This window comes from Citrobacter sp. Colony219 (assembly GCF_019382635.1).
In the GTDB taxonomy this organism is placed as follows: Bacteria; Pseudomonadota; Gammaproteobacteria; order Enterobacterales; family Enterobacteriaceae; genus Citrobacter; species Citrobacter youngae.
Genome location: NZ_CP080033.1, coordinates 2,422,623 through 2,442,131, shown reverse-complemented (window position 1 = coordinate 2,442,131; position 19,509 = coordinate 2,422,623). Strand labels below are relative to the sequence as shown.

The window sequence follows — 19,509 nt, the reverse complement described above, 5'->3', positions numbered from 1 at the left end:
TAGTAGTTTGGGCTGCGTTCAAACTCACCCAACCCTTTGTGATACGATATTTGCTTTAGATTGTCACATGGGATCAGATCTTGAATTCATACATTTTCCTTGCAGGAGCTATTGTAGCTGAAGTCATAGGTACAACCCTGATGAAGTTCTCTGACGGATTCACACGCCTATGGCCATCGGTAGCAACTATTGTGTGCTACTGCACAGCCTTTTATCTTCTCTCCCAGACTCTGTCGACCATTCCAACGGGTATTGCGTACGCAATTTGGTCAGGTGCTGGAATCGTATTAATCAGCCTTTTGAGTTGGTTGGTAAGTGGGCAAAAACTTGATTTTCCGGCGATCGCAGGCATGCTTCTTATTTGTGCTGGGGTTCTGGTTATTAATATTTTTTCAAAATCCTCCCCACATTGATTCTCTTATCTTACTCTTGTAGGAAAAGCGCATATGAAAATACCAAAACTCCATACGGAACGCTTGCTGTTAAAACCATTAGAAGCCGAAGATGCCTCGCAGATTCAGTTGCTTTATCCACGCTGGGAGATAGTTCGCTATATGGTTTCCTCAGTACCCTGGCCCTATCCTGATAACGGTGCGGAGAATTACGTCAATAACGTTGCCCTGCCTGATATGGAAAAAGGGATTGCGTGGATCTGGACTATCAGACTCCGTGAGGCCCCTGACGCTCTCATAGGTTTAATTTGCCTTTATGACGTTGAGGATAATAACCGTGGATTTTGGTTAGATCCGGAATATCAGGGTCAGGGTTTTATGCGTGAGGCCAGTAATATCGCTACGGATTACTGGTTTAATACGTTAAATAAGACGGTATTGCGTGCGCCGAAAGCATCTCTCAATATCCGTTCCAAACGTATTTCAGACAGTAGCGGCATGCGGCTTATCAAGACGGAAAAGAAAGAGTATGTCAGCGGTTTGCTGGATTCTGAACTTTGGGAAATCACGCGCGACGAATGGAACGCTCGTCAGGTTGGTTAATATAAATTATGGAATGTCCATAACTGAACCGCAGAGAATTTCTGTTCTTCGCAAAAGTTCATCGCCTCTTGAAACAGTTTTCCGTCCAATCCACTGTCGCGTACGCAGCGAAGCCTGTCACATCAACTACAGTGTGGGCTTCCCGATGGGCGTGACAGCAAGCCGCTCAAGCGTTTTACCCCTTTCACTACCCCAGAGAAAATAGAAACTACTACCCTTACAGCGCGTAAAGTCTGAGCGCCCCTGTCATTCAAACCGACCCGGGTATGCTCCAGTTCGCTGTCTGAATAAAAAACACGCTGCAAAATCAACAAAATATAGTCAACTTGCTTAATTACTCTGCAATCGCGTGAAAACATGCAGAAAAATGCTAATTCCCTCTTGCCTCATTCGGTCTGTGCCGCTAATATTCGTCCCCGTTGTCACCTACAACGTTGCGTTCATAGCTCAGTTGGTTAGAGCACCACCTTGACATGGTGGGGGTCGTTGGTTCGAGTCCAATTGAACGCACCATTTGCGTCCGTAGCTCAGTTGGTTAGAGCACCACCTTGACATGGTGGGGGTCGGTGGTTCGAGTCCACTCGGACGCACCAAATCATATCCCTTTGATTTGGTGCTAAATTCTCAAACGTTCTCCTGAAACCCATTCTATTCTTTGCGCAGACAAGCAAGATACTTCTGCACCGATCGCACCACAATCTGTCTGGCGTTGGATTTAATATCCTGACCTTCAAACGCGCCATAGAGTCGGTCGAATCTGACATCCTGCAACGCGTGCATAATGTGGATAACCGCGCTTGCCGGCAATGGCAGCATATTGGGGTAGCTCCACATAAACGACACAGCATCCGCACCGGGAGTGACCTGCAAAATATCGCCCACAAGGATTATCCCCTCCCCATCATCAATATGCATAATACTCCCCCCCGCAAAATGTCCGCCCAGGCGTAACAACGTCACGGTAGGGAGTAATTTATGCACATCGCTTTCCCATAGCCGAATAGAGGGGCTGTCACGCATAATCCACTGGCGATCGTCGGCATGCAGATAGATTGGTGCATCGAATGCTGCCGCCCAATCCTGCATCGTGGAGTAGTAGTGAGGATGCGAAATGGCAATGGCACTCAACCCACCCAGCGCGGTGATGAGCGTCTGCGTGGCCGGGTCCAGATTCGCAATACAATCCCAGAGCACATTCCCCTGCGGGGTGCGTAGCAAAAATGCCCGTTGGTTAATGGCAAACCGTGGCACGGTCTGAATACTCAGTAGCGAACGCTCATGCTGCAGCCATTTATTCGTATGCGTCGCGTGAAGCGCGGCTGGATCGATCCATGATTGTCCGGTAACGGGAACATACTGGCGCTCATCTTCGCAGATTTTGCAATGCGTTATAGCCCCATGCGTATCGTCATAGGACGTTCCGCAGGTCTTACACAAGATTGTCATTTGTCTTCCCCCTGCACGTATGCTCTCTTCCGTTCAGGATCTTTTATTACGGTCAAAGCATAGAACAAAAAAAGACAGCGTCAGCATCCCACCGCACGCTGGATCAAATAACCCTTTGAAAGTGACTACAACATCAAATGATGTAAGCGAAATGGCATCATCAGATGCCTTCAAAGTCCCTTGTGCAGGGCGTATCATTCATCTTCTTCGCATAACTGCCATAGCCCAGAGATCAGATATCATGCCCTCTTCAATCACCCTCCTTGCTGCGGGAAGTTTACGACTGGCATTTACCCCACTACTCAATCAGTTCACCCGCCTTAGCGGCATTGAGGTCAACGTTGGCTATGGCCCGGCAGGTTTGCTGCGCGAGCGTATTGAAGCCGGGGAACCGTGTGCTCTGTTCGCCAGTGCAAATCGGGCACATCCACAACGACTACTGGACACACACCGGGCCGTTTCCACACATACACTGTGCTGGAATCAACTGGGCCTGGTTACCAACCTGCGCGGTGAATGGCTGGATTTACTACGCGACCCGGCGCTGCGTATTGGCACATCCACACCGGGCTGCGACCCTTCCGGTGATTATACCTGGACATTTTTCGATAACATGGATGCACTGGAACCGGGCCTTGGACAACAGCTTCGTGCACGCGCCCTGCCACTGGTTGGTGGCCGCGATACGCTCAGCATCCCGCCAGGAGAATTGGCAAGCAGTTGGCTTCTTCGCCAGGGGTTGGCCGATCTGTTTATTGGTTACGCACATTATGCAAAAGCACTCGGTTCACCGTCCGATGTTCGCTACGTTGCTATTCCTGCGGAACAGAACATCTTGTGTGAATACCAACTGGCGGTGCTCGATGCTTCTGAAGAGGTGATGAGACTGGTTAAATTTATGCTTGCCAACGACGGTCAGGCGTTCCTGACCGCCGCCGGATTCTTGCCTGTTAGCGGTGGATAGCAAACAGCGGCGCAATAAACGGTGTCTGATAGTTTTCCACACTGAATTTTCGCAATGGCAAGCCATAGGCCTGAAACAGATTATCTTCTGTCACCACGCCGTCCGTCGGCCCTGCCAGCCATTTTCCCTCAGGAAGCAACAGCAGCGTATGAGTTGCAATCTGTAAGGCGTGCAACGGATCGTGCGTCGAGAAAAGCACGCTACACCCCTGCCGGTGTGCTAAATCGCTGATGAGCTGCAGCACGACCTGCTGATTGGCAAGATCCAGCGCTGAACATGGCTCATCAAGCAACAGCGTCTGGCATTCTGTAACCAGAGCACGGGCAATCATCACCAGTTGCTGCTGACCGCCAGAAAGTGAGCTAAACGATGTGGTGGCGAGATGCGCAATGTTTAGCTGTTCCAGCGCCTGCTCCGCCCGTTGTTGATCCTGGCGGCTGGGCTGAGCAAACAATTTTACGTGCTGCGCCCGCCCCATCAACACCACGTCGCTCACCGTATAGGGAAACGGCAGATGGCAATGCTGGGCCACAATGCCTATCCCCCCATGAACATCAATACTCCCGCCCAGCGCGGGTCGCGTGCCCGTGAGCGTATCCAGCAGCGTGCTCTTACCCAGACCGTTTCGCCCAAGCACCGCCCAGATCTGGCCTTTCTGACACTGAAAAGTGAGGGGGTCAAACAGTGGAGAGCGATAGCCATAGCTAAGCTGATTCACGCTGAGCGCAATAGATGTCATTGTTTCCCCCGACGACTGGTACGAATGAGCAAGAAGGCAAACAGCGGTGCGCCGAGCAACGCGGTGATGATCCCAAGCGGTATTTCCGCATGCATCAGAGTGCGGGCGATATCATCAACCGCAATCATAAAACCACCTCCCATCCAAAAAGCACACGGGAGCAAGCGACGATGATCAACCCCCACCAGCAACCGCGCAAGATGGGGAATAACCAGCCCAACCCAGGCAATGCTGCCACTGACCGCCACCTGAGCGGCAACTAAAAACGCGCAGCACACCAGCACGCTACGCCGCAGCGGAACCACCGCCACGCCCAGCGCTTTAGCATCTTTATCATTGAGCGATAACAGATTTATCCGCCAGCGCAACTGGTACAACATCGTCGCCGCAATGGATACCGGGATCGCCAGCAGCAGGACTTTATGCCAGTTAGCCGTGGCAAAACTGCCCAGCAGCCAGAATACGATGTTCGGCAAGGTTTCTTCCGTATCGGCCTGGTATTGAATCAGGCTCACCAGCGCGGCAAAAAAACCACTTAAAATAATGCCAGATAAGATCAGCACCAGCGTATTTTCCAGCCCTTGTAAGGCCGCAATGGCATATACCAGAATGAGCGCTGCCAGACCGAAGAAGAAGGTTGACCCCATCATCAGCCACGGCTCAAGACCCAGCAGAATCGCCAGCGTCCCGCCGAAGGCCGCCCCCGAGGTTACGCCTATGATGTGCGGGTCGACCAATGGGTTGTGAAACACCCCTTGCAAGGTAGCGCCGCACAATCCCAGCGCGCCCCCCGCCAGCAACGCCATCAGAATACGCGGTAGTCTGACTGTCCATATCACCTGACTGGCAATACCCTGCGCATCGCCAAAATGGGTGAGTTGATAAAACACTTCACGAAGTGACAGCGGATATTGTCCAAGACACAGCGAACTGACCCCCAGCACCAACACCCCTGCTATCAGTAATGATTGCAAGGGGAAATCCCGTTTACTTAGCAGCATCTGACTGCCAGTTCACACGATAAAAACGTTGATAGTAATCCTGCGCCTGCGCATCCACATCGACATTTTTATAGGCATCCGGGTAAAGTTTTTTGGCCATCCACAACTCACCTATTGCCAATGCTTCCGGCATCGGATAACCCCAGGCTTTGGCATATTCAGGCATCAGCCAGACACGATGATTTTTCACCGCGTCAATTCCCTGCCAGTTAGGATCGTTTTGGATCTCTTTGACCACCTGCGGATATCGGTCCTGAACAAAAATCACCTGCGGGTTCCACGCCAGCACCTGCTCAAGCGCCACCTGACGCGCGCCTTTCACGCTGGCCGCCGCCACATTTAACCCACCCGCATGTTGCATCATCAGGCCAGTGTATTTCCCGGAACCGTAGGTCATAAGGTCAGGGTTAGCCATATAAATGCGAACCTTTTGCGCTTCCGGGATGGCCGCAACTGGCGCATTGAATTTTGCTCGCGCCGTAAAGACGTAATTGATCAGCGTTTCCGCCTGCGTTTTACGCCCGACCACATCCGCAATCAGGCGGATCCCCTGCTTTAAGCCTTCGTTGTAGACCTGCTCTTCATCAGCCATCGTCGGGTTCATTTTATTCTGTTGCCCGGCAATATCCTGACGTAACGAGATAGCCACCACCGGGATACCGGCATTCTGAATCTGCTGGATCATCTCAGCGGGCGCATAGTTGGCGACAAACACTACCTGAGGATGAATCGCCAGCAAACTTTCGATATTCACGCTGGTGAGATCGCCAGGCGTAGGCAGCGTAGTTATTGTCGGCATAAACCGGGCAAACTCAGGCCCAAGCTGTTTTTTCCAGCTCGACATCACGCCGACGATATCCTGCGCAGCATCCAGTTGCACCAGAATATTCAGCGTCTGGTGTTGCAGCACAACCACCTTATCGACATGGTCAGGGATCGTGACCTGACGCCCAAGCTGATCGGTGATAGTGCGATCCGCCTGTGCGGAAAAGGCAAAAAACATGCTGGCGCAAACCAGCACAAAAGAGCGAAGAGTTAACATAGATACCATCTGGACTGGGAAAAATTCGATATGCATTAAATTATATAACGTGATAGCTGGCAACCCATTATCGCCAGACACGGTATACCGCCACGCGGTTCGTCACGGCAAATACAGCGTGTAACCCTGAACTGGCCTGCATTTGCCCGTCAGCGCTTCCCGCTTTACCCCTGTGGGGGTAGCCCGGCTAAAATCCGCTTCGCCTGCGCCTCGCTAAGCGAATAATCAAAAAACTGGCGGTAAAAATCGCGGGTTACGTTAACCATATCCAGGCTGCCAAACAGTGCTGGATGCAGCTTTGACGCGGCCCACTGCAACTGCAACGCGCTTTCGGTTCCATAGCGATCCCAGGGGAAGACGCCCGCCGGATTGCGCCAGACTTTGCCCTGTTTCACCGCGTTAAGCTCTTTGAACAACGCTGCATAAGGTGAACTGGCAATATCGCCACATCCCGCCCCGAGAATAATCACCTCCGGCTGCCAATACAGCACCCGCTCGGGTGAGACTTCTTTCATGTTACCGTCCACTTCCCCGGCGACGTTCCGCCCACCAGAGAGCGCAATCCAGGTATCAATCAACGTGTTTCTACCGTCGACTTTCAGTGGGTTCAGCGACTGAATGTGCAGAACCCGCGGGCGCTGATTTTCCGCTAATGTCGCCGTTTTCGCGCGAACATCCGCAATAGTGCGGGTTAAAAATTGATTATATGCCACCGCCCTGGCGCGAGCCTGATCCGTGCCTAACACGTCCGCCGTGGTCGTGACTGACTTTTCCATCGAAGGATAATCAGTAAATGCCATTTCCAGCGTCGGGATACCCGCCTGGTTGTAACTCTGCGCATCCCCCTTGCCCTTTGCGACAAACAGAACATCGGTATGCAGAGCCAGCAGGGCCTCGCTATTGAATGACGTCCCGTGAATTTGTAAGGCCTGATTCAGCGATGGGTTTATTTTGAACATCCACGGCTGGCTCTGTGGATGGTTGACGGTGGCGACAATCTGACGTCCCGCCCCCAGCGTCATCAACACCGAGTGATGGGCAAACCAGCTATCCGCAATACGTTGAACTTGTGTGGGGACGGTTACAGTGTGACCGGCATCATCCACAACCTGACGCGTGGCCAGGGCGGGAAACGCCAGCCACACACAGAGCAACCATGTGTGGCACGTTTTCATCAGCAATCCTTAAAAATCAACCTGAACGGAAATCTGCGCCTGACGTGGGGCGCCAAGTTGCGCACTGGCCGCCCCGGCCCCCGTATAACCCGTCAACGCGCCGGGGACAATGTTGGTCCAGTAGCGGCGGTCAGTCAGGTTAGTGATATCAAACCGGAAAGTTGTGGGTGTGTTCCACAGTCTGGTGGCATAACGGCTACCAATATCCACTGTGGTATAACTGCCTACCCAGGTATCATTCGCGTTATCGGTAGCCCGACGTCCGACGTAATGCACGTTGGCATCCACATCCAGTCCCTGAACCTGTTCAATGCTATAGACTGCCAGCACATTCGAGGTAAAGCGTGGCAAGCCGACAACCTGCTTACCATCTGCATTACTGGCGGCAGTATTGTGCAGCATGGGGTCCAACCAGGCGGCTCCCCCTAACACCCGTAAATTTTCCGTGATATGCCCATCAGCCATCAGTTCCAGCCCACGGTTTTTCTGCGTACCGTCCTGAGCAAATTCGCCGTTGTCGTTGGTATAAGCAAAGGGACGTTTTGCTTCAAATAGCGCCGCGGTGAGCAGCAGATCTTTGACGGGCGCATATTTTGCCCCCACCTCCACCTGATGGCTGCGGTACGGATCCAGCACATGTCCTGCATTGCTGGCCCCGGCAGGTGCGGTATCGCCCTGCTGCAAACTGTCAGCCCAGGTGGTGTACAGCGTGACGTTCTCAACCGGTTTATACATCAGGCTGGCGGAGCCGCTCATGCCGTTATCCTTTTGGCGACTGGTTTCATGACCGGATTTGTTATAGTTGCTGACGGTAAACAAGTTTTCGCTGCCAGACAGCAACAAACTCCATTGCGGAGTGAAATGCAGCGTATCGCTTAACAGAAATGCATGCTGCGTAGTGGTCGCCGAATGATAGCGATTAGTAAAGTCAGGATAAGGCGGGCGCGGATAGTCGGGATGTTGATCAAGTGAAGAATGCCCCAGCGTAAAGGTTCCCCCATTTCTCGGGTTATAGTTTTTCCATACAAATCCGCGCATTCCGGTCGCGATATCCTGCGTCAACCAGCCGGAATCAATGCTGCCGGTCAGGTTCGCTAAATAGCTGTTGATCGTAAAGCGACTGGCCGCTGAATTCGAGGTCGTGGTGGTGTAGTGACCCCGATTATCCGTCAGGGTGTTGGTTACTGCCGTCGATTCACGGTCAGCAACCTGGTGTAAGGCCCCCAGATCCAGCATCCAGTTACCGTCAAAATCATGCTTGATGTGCATGTCCGCAGTGGTCGTTTCATCATCATGACCTGCATATGACTGGCCATATTTACTGTTCGTCGGATCGAATGCCGAAGGAAACTGCACGCCTTTTGCCAGCGCAAAGCTGCCCGGCATGCCTTTTTCGTAATAATGGTAATAGCTGAAATTACTCTCCAGTACGGTTTTATCGGTCAACTGAAAATCCAGGCCCAATCCCGCGTACTGCCGACGAACATGACTATCGGTGGTGTAACTGTGCCCTTCATCATTCATCAGGTTGAGGCGGTACTTCACCCTGTCTCCCGCGTCGACAGGCCCGCTGAAATCCATTGATGCCAGCGTTCCTGACCCTGTACCTTGCCCTACGGTAACCCGATGCAGTGGCGTATCCAGAGGGCGTTTCGAGACCAGATTAAACATCCCCGCCGGGTTAGCGGGTCCATACAGTGAACCTGCGATACCGCTCAGTACGTCTATATTCTGGAACTGCTCTGTCGGATATTCGGTGGTGGAAACGGCATTCAGCCCATCAATCATATGGTTTTGCACCACGCTTCCTTGCATGCCACGGGTTTGTGGTCGAACCCCCTCTCCCTGAACGGACGGTATGTAGCGATAAACGTCCTTAACATCTTTGATTTGTTGCTGATCAATCACCTTTTTCGACAGTGTTTGTACCGACCACGGAACATCGATTAACTCTCGCTGGCCCAGGCTACCGATCGTCGCTTTTTTTTCAGCCGCCGCAGGCTCCTGCTCGGGAAACGAAGATTGAGCAGGCGCGGAAGCAGTAACGGTAATGGTGTCATCAGCATGGGCCGACAGGGGGGCGGCAAGACAAGAAAAAGTCAGCAACCCGGAGGCAATAGGGGTGATTTTGCAATTTAACATTTGTTGATTCAATTCGTTAGATAGAAAGACTGGCGGTCGATAACACAAGCGCCTTCTCTTGCGGGGCACGTTTATTATATTTGTATGATGAATAGAATAGGCTTAATCGATATATATGTAAATATATAACGAGAGAGGATTGGCGAAATGGTTACAACAAAAAAGCCGACGGTAATGACTACTGTCGGCTTTACACACGATCTGAATTGAACGAGATTACTTCATCGACGTTTTGATTATCTCTAACGCTTTTGCAAACTGATCCTGCGGGATAGTCAGTGGGTAAAGGAAGCGGATCACGTTGCCATACTGGCCGCAGGTTAACAGCAGCAGCCCCTGCTCAAGCGCTTTTTTCTGCACGCGCTGCGCGGCGGTGGCGCTGGGTTCACCCGTGGCCGCATCGCAGAATTCAGCGGCAATCATCGAGCCTAATCCCCGCACTTCGGCAAGTTCAGGACATACTGCACGCGCATCGGTCAGCACAGCACGCAGTTGCTCGCCAAGCGCTGCCGCACGCTGGCACAGCTTTTCATCACGGATAATATCCAGTACCGCATGAGCTGCCGCAATCGATAGCGGGTTCCCGGCGTAAGTCCCCCCCAGTCCACCCGGCGCGGGCGCATCCATAATATCGGCTTTGCCTACGACACCCGACAACGGCATCCCACCCGCAAGGCTTTTTGCCATGGTCATCAGGTCTGCTTTATCAGCATAGTGATCCATCGCAAACAGCTCCCCGGTACGGGCAAAACCACTTTGCACCTCATCGGCAATCATCACGATGCCATGCTCATCGCAGATACGGCGAATTGCCGCGACAAACTCCGCCGGAGCGACAACAAAGCCGCCTTCCCCCTGGACGGGTTCGAAGATAATCGCAGCGACCTGGCTCGGATCGATATCCGCTTTAAACAAACGTTCTATCGCTTTAATCGAGTCTGCAGTTGAAACCCCCTGCAGCGCAGAAGGATATGGCGCATGGTAAACGGACCCCGGGAACGGACCGAAGCCTTTTTTGTATGGCGCCACTTTGCCGGTTAACGCCATCGTCATGTATGTCCGCCCATGGAAACCACCGCCAAAGGCGATAACGCCAGGGCGACCGGTGTGAGCGCGGGCAATTTTAACCGCATTTTCCACGGCCTCAGCCCCGGTGGTAAAGAATGTCGTTTTACGCTTACCGTCAATTGGCGCCACCGCGTTGATTTTCTCCGCCAGCGATACATAACTTTCGTAGGGAACAATCTGATAAGCCGTATGGGTAAAGGCTTGCAGTTGCGCCTCAACGGCCTGCACCAGACGCGGATGGCGGTGCCCGGTGTTCAGCACGGCAATCCCGGCGGCGAAATCAATATACTGATTGCCTTCAATATCGGTAATCGTGCTGTTTTCAGCCGACTGGGCATAAAAATCACACATCACACCCACGCCACGTGGGGTGGCATCCAGACGACGTTGTTGCAGGTTTTTATTGTTCATTCTCTACACCTTGTCCATAAACACAATTGGTTGAATTACCCTTTAAATTTAGACGCCATCTGGTACTTTAATCGAGAGCCAAATCGTTTTATTTCAAGGATCCAAATGCGTTCACTTGCCGGAGATGTGATCAAGCATGCATTTAGCCAGCAGACTGACGAGAAGCTGCATCGTCGCCTGTATGCCGCCATCTGTAGCTGCATCCTTGAGGGGAGCCTGAAACCCGCTACCCGCATGCCACCTTCACGCGACCTGGCGAGTGAGCTGGCGTTATCACGGAATACTGTCCTGCGGGTTTACGAGCAGTTGCAGGCCGAAGGCTATATCTCCGCGCGCACCAGCAGCGGTACATTTGTGACCGACAGCGTGCTGGACAATCTCGGTCTGGCCCCTAATAAACCTCCGGTTTCACCTGCGACACGTGAAGACCACACCAGTTTGTCCGTCCGTAGCCTTGAACTGCTTGGGCATGCCAGCGCCAGCCCTCGCCAGTGGGGAGCTTTTATTCCTGGTGTACCGGACGTGCATTCTTTCCCGCATCGCACACTGAAAAAGATTCAGGATCGGCTGGCAAGGCGGCTACGCCCGGAGTTTCTCACCTACGATGCCACTGGTGGTTTGATTGAACTGAAAGAAGCGCTGGCGGACTATCTGCGCACCGCACGCGGCGTGCGCTGTACGCCAGATCAAATATTGATTACCGAGGGCATTCACCAGGCGTTGGATCTGGTAACCCGCTCGTTGTGTAATCCTGGCGATAATACGTGGATTGAAGAACCCGGTTACTGGGGAATAAAAAACATTCTGCGCATCAATGCCGTCAACTTTTCGGCCATCCCGGTTGATGAACAAGGCATGCTTCCGCCTGCTTGCGTCGAACCGGCACCGAAACTTATTTTTGTGACACCGTCACATCAATATCCGCTTGGCCCGGTAATGAGCCTTGGTCGACGACGGCAGCTACTCTATCAGGCACGTGAAACGCACAGCTGGATTGTGGAAGATGACTACGACAGCGAGTTTCGTTTTTCCGGCCAACCCATCCCGTCATTGCAGGGACTGGAAGAAGATGCTCCGGTTATCTATATCGGCACCTTCAGCAAGACCCTCTATCCGGCACTGCGGCTCGGGTACGTTGTGATACCCAAACCGCTTGCCGCCCCACTGATGAAGGTACATAACGATCTCTATCGTGGTGGGCATCTCCTGATTCAGGCGGCGCTGGCTGAGTTTATTCGTGAGGGTTACTATGCGGCACACATCCGTAAAATGCGCCAGTTATATAGCCGCCGACGCCATACGTTGGTAGAGCTCATCATCAGCCAGCTTGGTGAGGATTATCTGGGACCTTACAGCAGCAACGCCGGACTACATCTGATTTTACAGCTACCTGCGGGTACTGATGATAGCGCAATTGCCCAACAGGCCAACGCACAAGGTCTTCTGGTTCGCCCACTTTCGCGGTACTACGTGAAAGAAGAAAAACGCAGCGGTCTGCTGCTGGGCTTTGCCAGTATTGAAGAACATGAGATGGCTGCGGCGTTTACCCGACTGGCGGATATTATCAGGATAAACACCGAGTAAGCACCTTATCCGGCCTACGAAGTACGCTTTTTGTAGGCCGGATAAGCGCAGCGCCATCCGGTATCATTGCACAGATTAATGTGAGGCTTTTTTAATCCCGGACAGATCTTCCTGACTTACCTCACCATTACCTTCACCCCAGCTTTTACGCACGTAATTGATCACATCGCGCATTTCGCTGTCGCTGAGCAACCCGCCATAGGCTGGCATCTTAAAGGAGACATTCCCCCGCGTCGTCGGTGTTTCTGCGCCGTGGGCAATCACCCTGAACAACGGAGTTGGGTCGTCTACCATCACTAACGGGTTGTGAATAAGCGAAGGTGCATTATCATCGGTCCCTTTCCCTTCCAGACCATGACAGGTCGAGCAGTAGCGGTTGTAGGTCACTTTACCCGCTTCAGGGGAATTCGACCAGGAGGCCGTAGCGGCTGTCGTACGCGCCGGTTCCGTCTTCGTGCTTTTCAGGCTCAACAGATACTGCGCAATCGCCGTGGCATCTTCGTCCGTCAGGTACTGTGTGCTCTGGCTGACGACTTCAGACATCGATCCCGATACTGCAGCATGTTTGCTTTTCCCCGTCAGCAGCAATGACGTTAACGCCTGCTCAGACATCCCGGTTCCCCGCAGCGATGGCGCATACCAGCCGTCGATCATCGCCCCGCTCAGGTACTCAGCATCGGCATTGGTATAGGCTTTTTCGTTCATCGCCACCCCTCTCGGAGTATGGCATGACCCGCAGTGACCCGGACCTTCAACCAGATAAGCCCCCCGTTTTACCCGCACTGCCGTATCATCCGCTTTGTTGCCTTCAACAGCGGCAGTCGGCGCATCGGTAAACAACCAATTCCAGATATGCAGCGGCCAGCGGGCCGAAATCAGCCAGGGAATAGCATTCTCTTTATTGGGTTCTGCTGACGGCTTAACATCATGCATGAAGTAGCTATACAGCGCCTGAACATCTGCGTCGGACAGTTTCGAGTAAGAAGGATAAGGCATCGCCGGGTACAGCGGATGACCGTCTTTGGCAATCCCCTGGCGCACGGCCTTCTCAAAATCGTCGTAAGAATAGTTGCCGATACCGTGCGTCTTATCCGGGGTAATATTCGTCGAATAGATATCACCAACCGGCGTGGGGAACCTCTTACCTCCCGCCATCGCCGCGCCGCCTTCCGCGGTATGGCATGCCACGCAGTCTGAGATCCTCGCGATGTACTCACCGTTAGATTCAGCGGCAGAGACAGAAGCGGTAAACAGGCAGGCGATTAAAACGGTTACATTACGCATAAATCACCCCATATCCTTGAGTTCATTAACCGCACGCCATGCCTGATCGATCGCAGCATGAGCATAAGCGCTCCAGTCAGCATCAGAGTTAGCGATGGCAATACGTCCGATAGGTTTACGCGCCCGCTCAATAATCTCCGGCATTTTTTCCATATCATCGAACAGTGAATTAGCGTAATACGCATAACCATGCGCCCAGCGGTTTACGGTAATGGCCGCAATATCCCGTTGGTTGTCAAAACCGGTTGAGCCAAACATTTCCTGCAACTGAGAACGGATCATCTCTTCATGTGCGGCAAACGTGGTCCCCAGCAAATAAGCACGCCCTAAACGGAACTGCTCCCTCGCGGACAGATTACTGCCAGGATACGTGGGCACATAGACCATATGAATCACCATTGGCTCGTCCGGCGAGGCCGGGTGTTGATATCCGCCGATGCTGACCGGATAGTCGAGCTTGATTCGGCTGTAAGGCGCGGCCGGTGAATAAAACTCATGAACCCCCAGTTGCTTAAACGCTTGCCAGTTTTTGACCACCACATTGGTGTACACCAGCGGCGCCTTCACGTTTAGTTTGAGATCAGCCTGCTGCTGCTCTGGTGTTTCCGGTACCAGATATGGGATCATCATGTTATAGCCCGCCATGATGGCATTCTTACCGCGCACGCGATGCATTTTGCCATCGCGTAGCCAGGTGACGGCAACGCCACCCTCCACGTTCGCCGCATTAATCACCGTGCTGTTCAGGCGTAAACGCGTGGTGTTTTCCGGCAGGTCGAGCTTTTCATAATCCAGTCTGGCGAGGACAGAATCTTCCATGGTATTGCCCGGCAGCGCGTCCGGCAGCATGTGTCTGACCAGCAACCGTGCCAGACCCGCATTGCCATCCGGGAAATGATAGACATATGGCTCTTCGAGGTCGGCAAGCGATTCACCGTCCAGCGGCGGCAGCCCTAACGCTTCCATTCCCGGCAATGCGCACGCACGAGCATCACTACCGGAAATGCCTTCAATACCGATGGCAAAGAAATCGTTGGAACGCTGCTGGAAATAGAGCAGCGCCATTTTGCTTAAACCAACCCTGGTGGAAAGAAACTCACTATAGCTGTGGGTATCCAGCCATTCCGTTTTCTCATCAACCGTCATCCCAGGAAGATAATCAACCGGACGCACATGCAGATCGATCAGGGCTTTACGATCTTCCTCACTCAAGGGGAAGTCATTGATAAAGTCTTCGATATTACGGCCATTGAGCCGATCCGGCGGAATATCATCGGATACCGCACGCCCCGGATCGCCGCTGACTATTTTCGTCTCACCAAAATTCTTTTTATCGAAGAAGACGCCGCGACTTAGCTGCCAGTCGGGGTAGAAATTAACGTCAAAACTCTTTTTCAACCGCGTGACGCTCACGCCGACGGTTTCCATCAGCTTATTCACTTCGGGGCTGAAATTATGCGCGGGTGACTGAAAGGCTTCACTCCCGCCATATCCGATAAGTTTTTTGCCTGCGGAGGTGAATTCGTTGCGTTTGGCGTGACCACCAAAATCATCATGGTTATCGAGGATCAGCACCTTGCTGTTTTTTCCGACCAGTTCATGCCAGAAACAACCCGCGGCCAGTCCGCTGATACCGCCGCCCACAATCACCAGATCGTACTCTTCCTCGATGGGCAGAGCGCTTAAATCAAAGTGCTTATGTTCACGGCCTAACGCATGGGCCATTTCAAACGAACCCGGATGGTTACCGCGTAGCCCCGTTAACGCAGGCGGATAATAACTTCCATCAATAAATTCGTGCCCCTTTCCTGCCGCTCTGACCAGATCCAGAGGGGTCAGTCCCGCAGCGATAGTCACCGCCACGCCGTTGAGAAAATCACGTCGGGTAATTGCCATTAACTTTGTCCTTTTGCCACTGACACATTGTCCTAAAAAACACTACAAATGAGAGGTTCCCCCTCGCAGATACAAGGAGGATACCGCCGACTACTTCACTGGCTTCAGCTCTTCATCCAGTTTTTTAGCGTCATAATAATCACCCTGCCAGGTGATTTTTCCTGCCTTAACATGAATATAGCTGACACCTTCAAATTTGATCGGATTATTTGTCGGCGGACTTCCCGCCCATTCGCCGCTATTTTTACCCGAGAATTCCCAACGAAATGCCACAGTATCTTCATCCGCGACAGGTTTACCGACCATTTTCCAGGTCAGATCCGGGACCGCCTTAATAAATGCACCAATCACGTCTTTTTCAGCTTTTTTCCGGCCGGTTACCGGCTCTCCTGCGGCGGCATCGTAATAAACGGCATCGTCCGCCAGGTACTGGGCAGCCAGCGGCGCATTATGCGCATTCCATGCTGCCATATATGCTTTAACCGTGTTCAGCGGTGAGCTTTCTGCCAGGCTGAATCCTGAGAACATCACCAATGAAAGTGCGGCTATTTTTAATGTTTTCATCGTATTACCTGTTATTCGGAAATATCACACATGATATGTTTCACCCGGGTATACTCATCGAGCGAATAAGAGGAGAGATCTTTTCCATAGCCGGATTTTTTGAATCCACCGTGCGGCATTTCGGCGCACAGAGGAATATGACTGTTAATCCATACTGTGCCGAAATCGAGATCAATACTGAAACGCTGAGCGCGACTGTGATTGCAGGTCCAGACGCTCGCGGCCAGGCCATATTCCACATCATTCGCCTTGCGCAACGCGTCTTCATCACCAGAAAACGACTGAATGGTCATTACCGGGCCAAACACTTCGTGTTGGATGGCTTCATCATGTTGATGCAGGCCGGAAATTATCGTTGGCTCAAAGTAGAAACCCGGTCCAGGCCCCGCATGACCACCGGTTTCAATTTTCGCATGTGCAGGTAAACGCTCAATAAACCCCTTCACCTGCTCAAGCTGGTTTTTGCTATTCAGCGCGCCATATAACGCATCCTGATCCTGCGGAGGACCAAACTTGATACTTTTCGTTTTTTGGATCAGTTTTTCCAGGAACGTCGCATAGACAGAATCTTCCACCAGGATGCGCGTGGCGGCAGTACAATCCTGTCCGCCATTGAAAAATCCTGCGGTAGTGATGGCAGTAATCGCCTTATCCATATCTGCATCAGCAAACACGACAGCGGGTGCTTTGCCACCCAGTTCAAGATGGGCCTTTGTCAGGTTAGCTGCTGCTGATGCCGCAACCTGCAGACCAGCGCGTACCGAACCGGTAATCGACACCAATGAAGCCGTCGGGTTAGAAACCACCAGTGAGCCAGTACTGGCCTTGCCCAACACGACGTTAAACGTCCCGCGCGGAAATAAGGGTGCCGCCAGTTCAGCCAGGAGCAGCGTACTCACCGGGGTGGTATCGCTCGGTTTTAAAACTACCGTATTGCCTGCGGCCAGCGCCGGTGCAATCTTCCACACCGCCATCATAAACGGGTAGTTCCACGGTGTGACTTGTCCCACAATGCCCAACGGCTCACGACGAATCGTTGAGGTGAACCCGGCGGAATATTCTCCGGCGGCCTTCCCTTCCAGACAACGCGCTGCGCCGGCAAAAAAACGGATCGCATCGCACGAGGCTGCAATCTCTTCTTTTTCGATAAAATGACGCAATTGACCGGTTTCCTGGCTTTGCGCGTTGACCAGTCGTTCAACATTTTTTTCTATCTCATCCGCCAGTTGCAGCAGTGCTTTTTGCCGCTGGGCTGGTGTCGATTTTTTCCACATGTTAAATGCCGCCGCGGCCGCCGAGTAGGCAAGATCCACCTCAGTCGCACCGGCATTAGGCGATAACGCGTACGTTTCACCGTCAACCGGACTCACCAGCTCAAACGTGTCTTCTGTGTTACCCGCTACATATTGCCCATTTATAAAATGCTTCAGGGTTCTCATGCCTGTCTCCCGCCAATTAATACATAAAGAAGCTTATGTAATATATATATTGTAAAAATTTTTCAAATGCGCAACATTGACACTATGATAAACCTCGCACTTTTAACTTAAATTTTACATTTTCAGGGTAAGGTTTTTCATCGTCAGCGTGCAGTGCGCTTTGACGCTATCGGGACACACATCCGCCTGTGCAGCGATGTTGCGCGTGGGCATGTAAAATAACGCGGCCATTCTGACCTTTCGTGCCCCGCGGGCATGTGTTAAAAATGGTCGTTGTTTCAGGGAATTGAGTGCAGAAAAGATTATGATTACTCATGCGGTCATATTTGCGCCTATCGGGCAGGTCAGTCGTTCAGACCAGATAGTGCAGCGCCTGTCAAATGCCATTATTACCGGGTTACTGGAGCCAAAAGAACAGCTGCCCAATGAAACCGATTTGGCAAAGATGATGGGTGTCTCACATATTACTATCAGAGAAGCGCTCAACACGCTTCGGGCTAATAATCTTATCCATACGGTTCGTGGCCGTAATGGCGGGAGCTTCGTTTGCGAGAATATTGATGGCAAAAATAGCGCCCTGCATCCGTTTAAATCGATCAGTACCGATTACCTTTCGGATTTAGGCGAAATGCATTGCGCCATTATCAGCCACAGCGCCAGGTTAGCCTCCAGACGCATGACCGCGGCGGATATTGCCAAATTTCGCGAGTTTGTAGACGTGCTGAGGAAAGCCGACTCACCGGAACTGATGACTCAGGCCGATATGCGTTGTTTGCTGGCAATTGCGGCCAGCTCTCATTCAGCACGGCTGGCCAACCAGGAGCTTCAGGTCCAGGCCGAGTGGGCATCACTGGTGGCAATACTCTATCGCGCCGACAATATTCATGCGGAAATTATCGCGCTTTATTCGGCGCTGGCCGACGCGCTAGCCGCCCATAACGAGACCGGGTCGGTCCAGTACGCCACGCAGATCATCGATACGTTTACCTACTACCTTATTGAAAAAAAGCTGAAATATAACTCGAACTGACAATCAGTGAAGGCAGGACAGACCATGAGCTCTTCGACATCCTTAAGCGCATTAATCCGTAAAATTGATGATATTACCGCCTCTACCGTAGAGTCTACCGTTGCGCTGGCGAGGAGCATTCACGAGGCCATTGCCGGTGTGCAAAAAGGCTCTGCCGAAGTTGTCCTCGACCCCGCTGTCAGATCAACGGTTCAGCAACACATCAAGAGCACACTGAACAACAATCACTACTGCTCGGGCGCAGGTTTCGCCAGCCATATTGAGAGTACAGAAACCACCAAAGAATATTGGCTGCTGGAATGGTGGTATAAGAAAGATAATGGATTGAGTCAGGCACATCTGGATTTGGATCAGGCGACGCAACAGCGACTGGATTTCAGAACCTTTGAGTGGTTTAAGCATTCGCCTCCGGCAGGTGAAGCGTACATCCATGGCCCGTATGTCGACTATATCTGTAACATCTCCTATACCCTAACCTCAGCGGTTCCGGTTTACTATCATGATCAGTTCCTCGGCGTCGCCGCCGTCGATCTGCTGGTCAGTCAGATAGAAGCCGAACTGCTCTCCTGCCCTCACCCTGATTATGTCATTCTGACCAATCTGGAAAACCGGATCATCTTTTCCAGTTGGCCGCGCTTTCGCGTCGGTGAATTATTGTCACCAGCCCACAGCACGGTGGTGTATCAAAGCGACTACTTTATCCTTTATCACTACCAGAAATAGTCCATT

At 52.2% G+C, this 19,509-nt stretch carries 17 protein-coding genes, 2 tRNA genes and 1 pseudogene; 9 read left to right on the top strand and 11 right to left on the bottom strand.

Annotation, left to right across the window (positions count from 1 at the left end; translation table 11 throughout):
- The first annotated feature begins 80 nt into the window (after positions 1-80).
- From JTI85_RS10790 to JTI85_RS10775, 5 genes and pseudogenes are all read left to right on the top strand, one after another.
- Complete coding sequence (locus tag JTI85_RS10790) at positions 81-413, top strand: EmrE family multidrug efflux SMR transporter (RefSeq protein ID WP_071887338.1); 333 nt, start codon at positions 81-83, stop codon at positions 411-413.
- Between the two features lie 33 nt (positions 414-446).
- Positions 447-995, top strand: a complete 549-nt coding sequence (locus tag JTI85_RS10785; protein WP_061067824.1) for a GNAT family N-acetyltransferase — start codon at positions 447-449, stop codon at positions 993-995.
- A 147-nt stretch (positions 996-1,142) separates the two neighbouring features.
- Positions 1,143-1,232, top strand: a pseudogene (locus tag JTI85_RS21395) (glutathione peroxidase); the annotation flags it as partial.
- 199 nt (positions 1,233-1,431) lie between these two features.
- Positions 1,432-1,508, top strand: a tRNA-Val gene (locus JTI85_RS10780).
- A 3-nt stretch (positions 1,509-1,511) separates the two neighbouring features.
- Positions 1,512-1,588, top strand: a tRNA-Val gene (locus JTI85_RS10775).
- A gap of 55 nt (positions 1,589-1,643) precedes the next feature.
- Here the strand turns inward: JTI85_RS10775 and JTI85_RS10770 are convergent.
- Positions 1,644-2,441, bottom strand: a complete 798-nt coding sequence (locus JTI85_RS10770) for an MBL fold metallo-hydrolase (RefSeq protein ID WP_219351470.1) — start codon at positions 2,439-2,441, stop codon at positions 1,644-1,646.
- A gap of 241 nt (positions 2,442-2,682) precedes the next feature.
- Here JTI85_RS10770 and JTI85_RS10765 point away from each other — a divergent pair, with 241 nt between their 5' ends.
- A complete protein-coding gene (locus JTI85_RS10765) occupies positions 2,683-3,405 on the top strand; it encodes a substrate-binding domain-containing protein (protein ID WP_219351469.1) in 723 nt (240 codons plus the stop codon).
- On the opposite strand, the gene JTI85_RS10760 is transcribed toward JTI85_RS10765, so the two are convergent.
- The 6 genes from JTI85_RS10760 to puuE form a co-directional block, all read right to left on the bottom strand.
- Positions 3,392-4,144, bottom strand: coding sequence for an ABC transporter ATP-binding protein (locus JTI85_RS10760; protein WP_115602101.1), 753 nt, complete (start codon positions 4,142-4,144; stop codon positions 3,392-3,394). The two genes, JTI85_RS10765 and JTI85_RS10760, sit on opposite strands and share 14 nt — an antisense overlap.
- Positions 4,141-5,145 (bottom strand): iron ABC transporter permease, encoded by a 1,005-nt coding sequence (locus tag JTI85_RS10755; protein WP_048211807.1) that lies wholly within the window; start codon positions 5,143-5,145, stop codon positions 4,141-4,143. The genes JTI85_RS10760 and JTI85_RS10755 overlap by 4 nt, the downstream gene beginning before the upstream one ends.
- Positions 5,132-6,187 (bottom strand): ABC transporter substrate-binding protein, encoded by a 1,056-nt coding sequence (locus JTI85_RS10750; protein ID WP_048211808.1) that lies wholly within the window; start codon positions 6,185-6,187, stop codon positions 5,132-5,134. Before JTI85_RS10750 ends, JTI85_RS10755 begins: the two co-directional genes overlap by 14 nt.
- 164 nt (positions 6,188-6,351) lie before the next feature.
- Positions 6,352-7,362, bottom strand: a complete 1,011-nt coding sequence (locus tag JTI85_RS10745; RefSeq protein ID WP_219351468.1) for an ABC transporter substrate-binding protein — start codon at positions 7,360-7,362, stop codon at positions 6,352-6,354.
- 9 nt (positions 7,363-7,371) lie between these two features.
- Positions 7,372-9,504 carry a TonB-dependent siderophore receptor gene (locus JTI85_RS10740; protein WP_137378704.1) on the bottom strand — a complete coding sequence of 711 codons (2,133 nt, stop codon included), beginning with the start codon at positions 9,502-9,504 and terminating at the stop codon, positions 7,372-7,374.
- Positions 9,505-9,720: 216 nt separating this feature from the next.
- Complete coding sequence (puuE, locus tag JTI85_RS10735) at positions 9,721-10,983, bottom strand: 4-aminobutyrate transaminase (protein ID WP_048211811.1); 1,263 nt, start codon at positions 10,981-10,983, stop codon at positions 9,721-9,723.
- A 105-nt stretch (positions 10,984-11,088) separates the two neighbouring features.
- Here puuE and JTI85_RS10730 point away from each other — a divergent pair, with 105 nt between their 5' ends.
- A complete protein-coding gene (locus JTI85_RS10730; protein ID WP_199982080.1) occupies positions 11,089-12,567 on the top strand; it encodes a PLP-dependent aminotransferase family protein in 1,479 nt (492 codons plus the stop codon).
- A gap of 75 nt (positions 12,568-12,642) precedes the next feature.
- On the opposite strand, the gene JTI85_RS10725 is transcribed toward JTI85_RS10730, so the two are convergent.
- The 4 genes from JTI85_RS10725 to JTI85_RS10710 form a co-directional block, all read right to left on the bottom strand.
- Positions 12,643-13,851: a cytochrome c gene (locus tag JTI85_RS10725; RefSeq protein ID WP_048211813.1), complete on the bottom strand. Its 1,209-nt coding sequence runs from the start codon at positions 13,849-13,851 to the stop codon at positions 12,643-12,645.
- 3 nt (positions 13,852-13,854) lie between these two features.
- On the bottom strand, positions 13,855-15,747 hold the full coding sequence (locus JTI85_RS10720) for an FAD/NAD(P)-binding protein (RefSeq protein ID WP_048211814.1): 1,893 nt from the start codon (positions 15,745-15,747) through the stop codon (positions 13,855-13,857).
- Between the two features lie 90 nt (positions 15,748-15,837).
- Positions 15,838-16,311: an ester cyclase gene (locus tag JTI85_RS10715; protein WP_053065222.1), complete on the bottom strand. Its 474-nt coding sequence runs from the start codon at positions 16,309-16,311 to the stop codon at positions 15,838-15,840.
- 11 nt (positions 16,312-16,322) lie between these two features.
- Positions 16,323-17,750 carry a gamma-aminobutyraldehyde dehydrogenase gene (locus JTI85_RS10710; protein WP_200043976.1) on the bottom strand — a complete coding sequence of 476 codons (1,428 nt, stop codon included), beginning with the start codon at positions 17,748-17,750 and terminating at the stop codon, positions 16,323-16,325.
- A 304-nt stretch (positions 17,751-18,054) separates the two neighbouring features.
- On the opposite strand from JTI85_RS10710, the gene JTI85_RS10705 reads away from it, so the two are divergent.
- Positions 18,055-18,780, top strand: a complete 726-nt coding sequence (locus tag JTI85_RS10705) for a FadR/GntR family transcriptional regulator (protein ID WP_040233767.1) — start codon at positions 18,055-18,057, stop codon at positions 18,778-18,780.
- A gap of 24 nt (positions 18,781-18,804) precedes the next feature.
- Complete coding sequence (locus JTI85_RS10700) at positions 18,805-19,503, top strand: cache domain-containing protein (protein WP_048211816.1); 699 nt, start codon at positions 18,805-18,807, stop codon at positions 19,501-19,503.
- The last annotated feature ends 6 nt before the right edge of the window (positions 19,504-19,509 follow it).

Bases quoted from the DNA above. Each gene is read 5' to 3' on its own strand.
- JTI85_RS10725 (WP_048211813.1), bottom strand. From the start codon at position 13,851: ATGCGTAATGTAACCGTTTTAATCGCCTGCCTGTTTACCGCTTCTGTC.
- JTI85_RS10700 (WP_048211816.1), top strand. From the start codon at position 18,805: ATGAGCTCTTCGACATCCTTAAGCGCATTAATCCGTAAAATTGATGAT.
- JTI85_RS10730 (WP_199982080.1), top strand. From the start codon at position 11,089: ATGCGTTCACTTGCCGGAGATGTGATCAAGCATGCATTTAGCCAGCAG.
- JTI85_RS10715 (WP_053065222.1), bottom strand. From the start codon at position 16,311: ATGAAAACATTAAAAATAGCCGCACTTTCATTGGTGATGTTCTCAGGA.
- JTI85_RS10785 (WP_061067824.1), top strand. From the start codon at position 447: ATGAAAATACCAAAACTCCATACGGAACGCTTGCTGTTAAAACCATTA.
- JTI85_RS10750 (WP_048211808.1), bottom strand. From the start codon at position 6,187: ATGTTAACTCTTCGCTCTTTTGTGCTGGTTTGCGCCAGCATGTTTTTT.
- JTI85_RS10765 (WP_219351469.1), top strand. From the start codon at position 2,683: ATGCCCTCTTCAATCACCCTCCTTGCTGCGGGAAGTTTACGACTGGCA.
- JTI85_RS10755 (WP_048211807.1), bottom strand. From the start codon at position 5,145: ATGCTGCTAAGTAAACGGGATTTCCCCTTGCAATCATTACTGATAGCA.
- puuE (WP_048211811.1), bottom strand. From the start codon at position 10,983: ATGAACAATAAAAACCTGCAACAACGTCGTCTGGATGCCACCCCACGT.
- JTI85_RS10720 (WP_048211814.1), bottom strand. From the start codon at position 15,747: ATGGCAATTACCCGACGTGATTTTCTCAACGGCGTGGCGGTGACTATC.
- JTI85_RS10705 (WP_040233767.1), top strand. From the start codon at position 18,055: ATGATTACTCATGCGGTCATATTTGCGCCTATCGGGCAGGTCAGTCGT.
- JTI85_RS10740 (WP_137378704.1), bottom strand. From the start codon at position 9,504: ATGTTAAATTGCAAAATCACCCCTATTGCCTCCGGGTTGCTGACTTTT.
- JTI85_RS10710 (WP_200043976.1), bottom strand. From the start codon at position 17,750: ATGAGAACCCTGAAGCATTTTATAAATGGGCAATATGTAGCGGGTAAC.
- JTI85_RS10745 (WP_219351468.1), bottom strand. From the start codon at position 7,362: ATGAAAACGTGCCACACATGGTTGCTCTGTGTGTGGCTGGCGTTTCCC.
- JTI85_RS10760 (WP_115602101.1), bottom strand. From the start codon at position 4,144: ATGACATCTATTGCGCTCAGCGTGAATCAGCTTAGCTATGGCTATCGC.
- JTI85_RS10770 (WP_219351470.1), bottom strand. From the start codon at position 2,441: ATGACAATCTTGTGTAAGACCTGCGGAACGTCCTATGACGATACGCAT.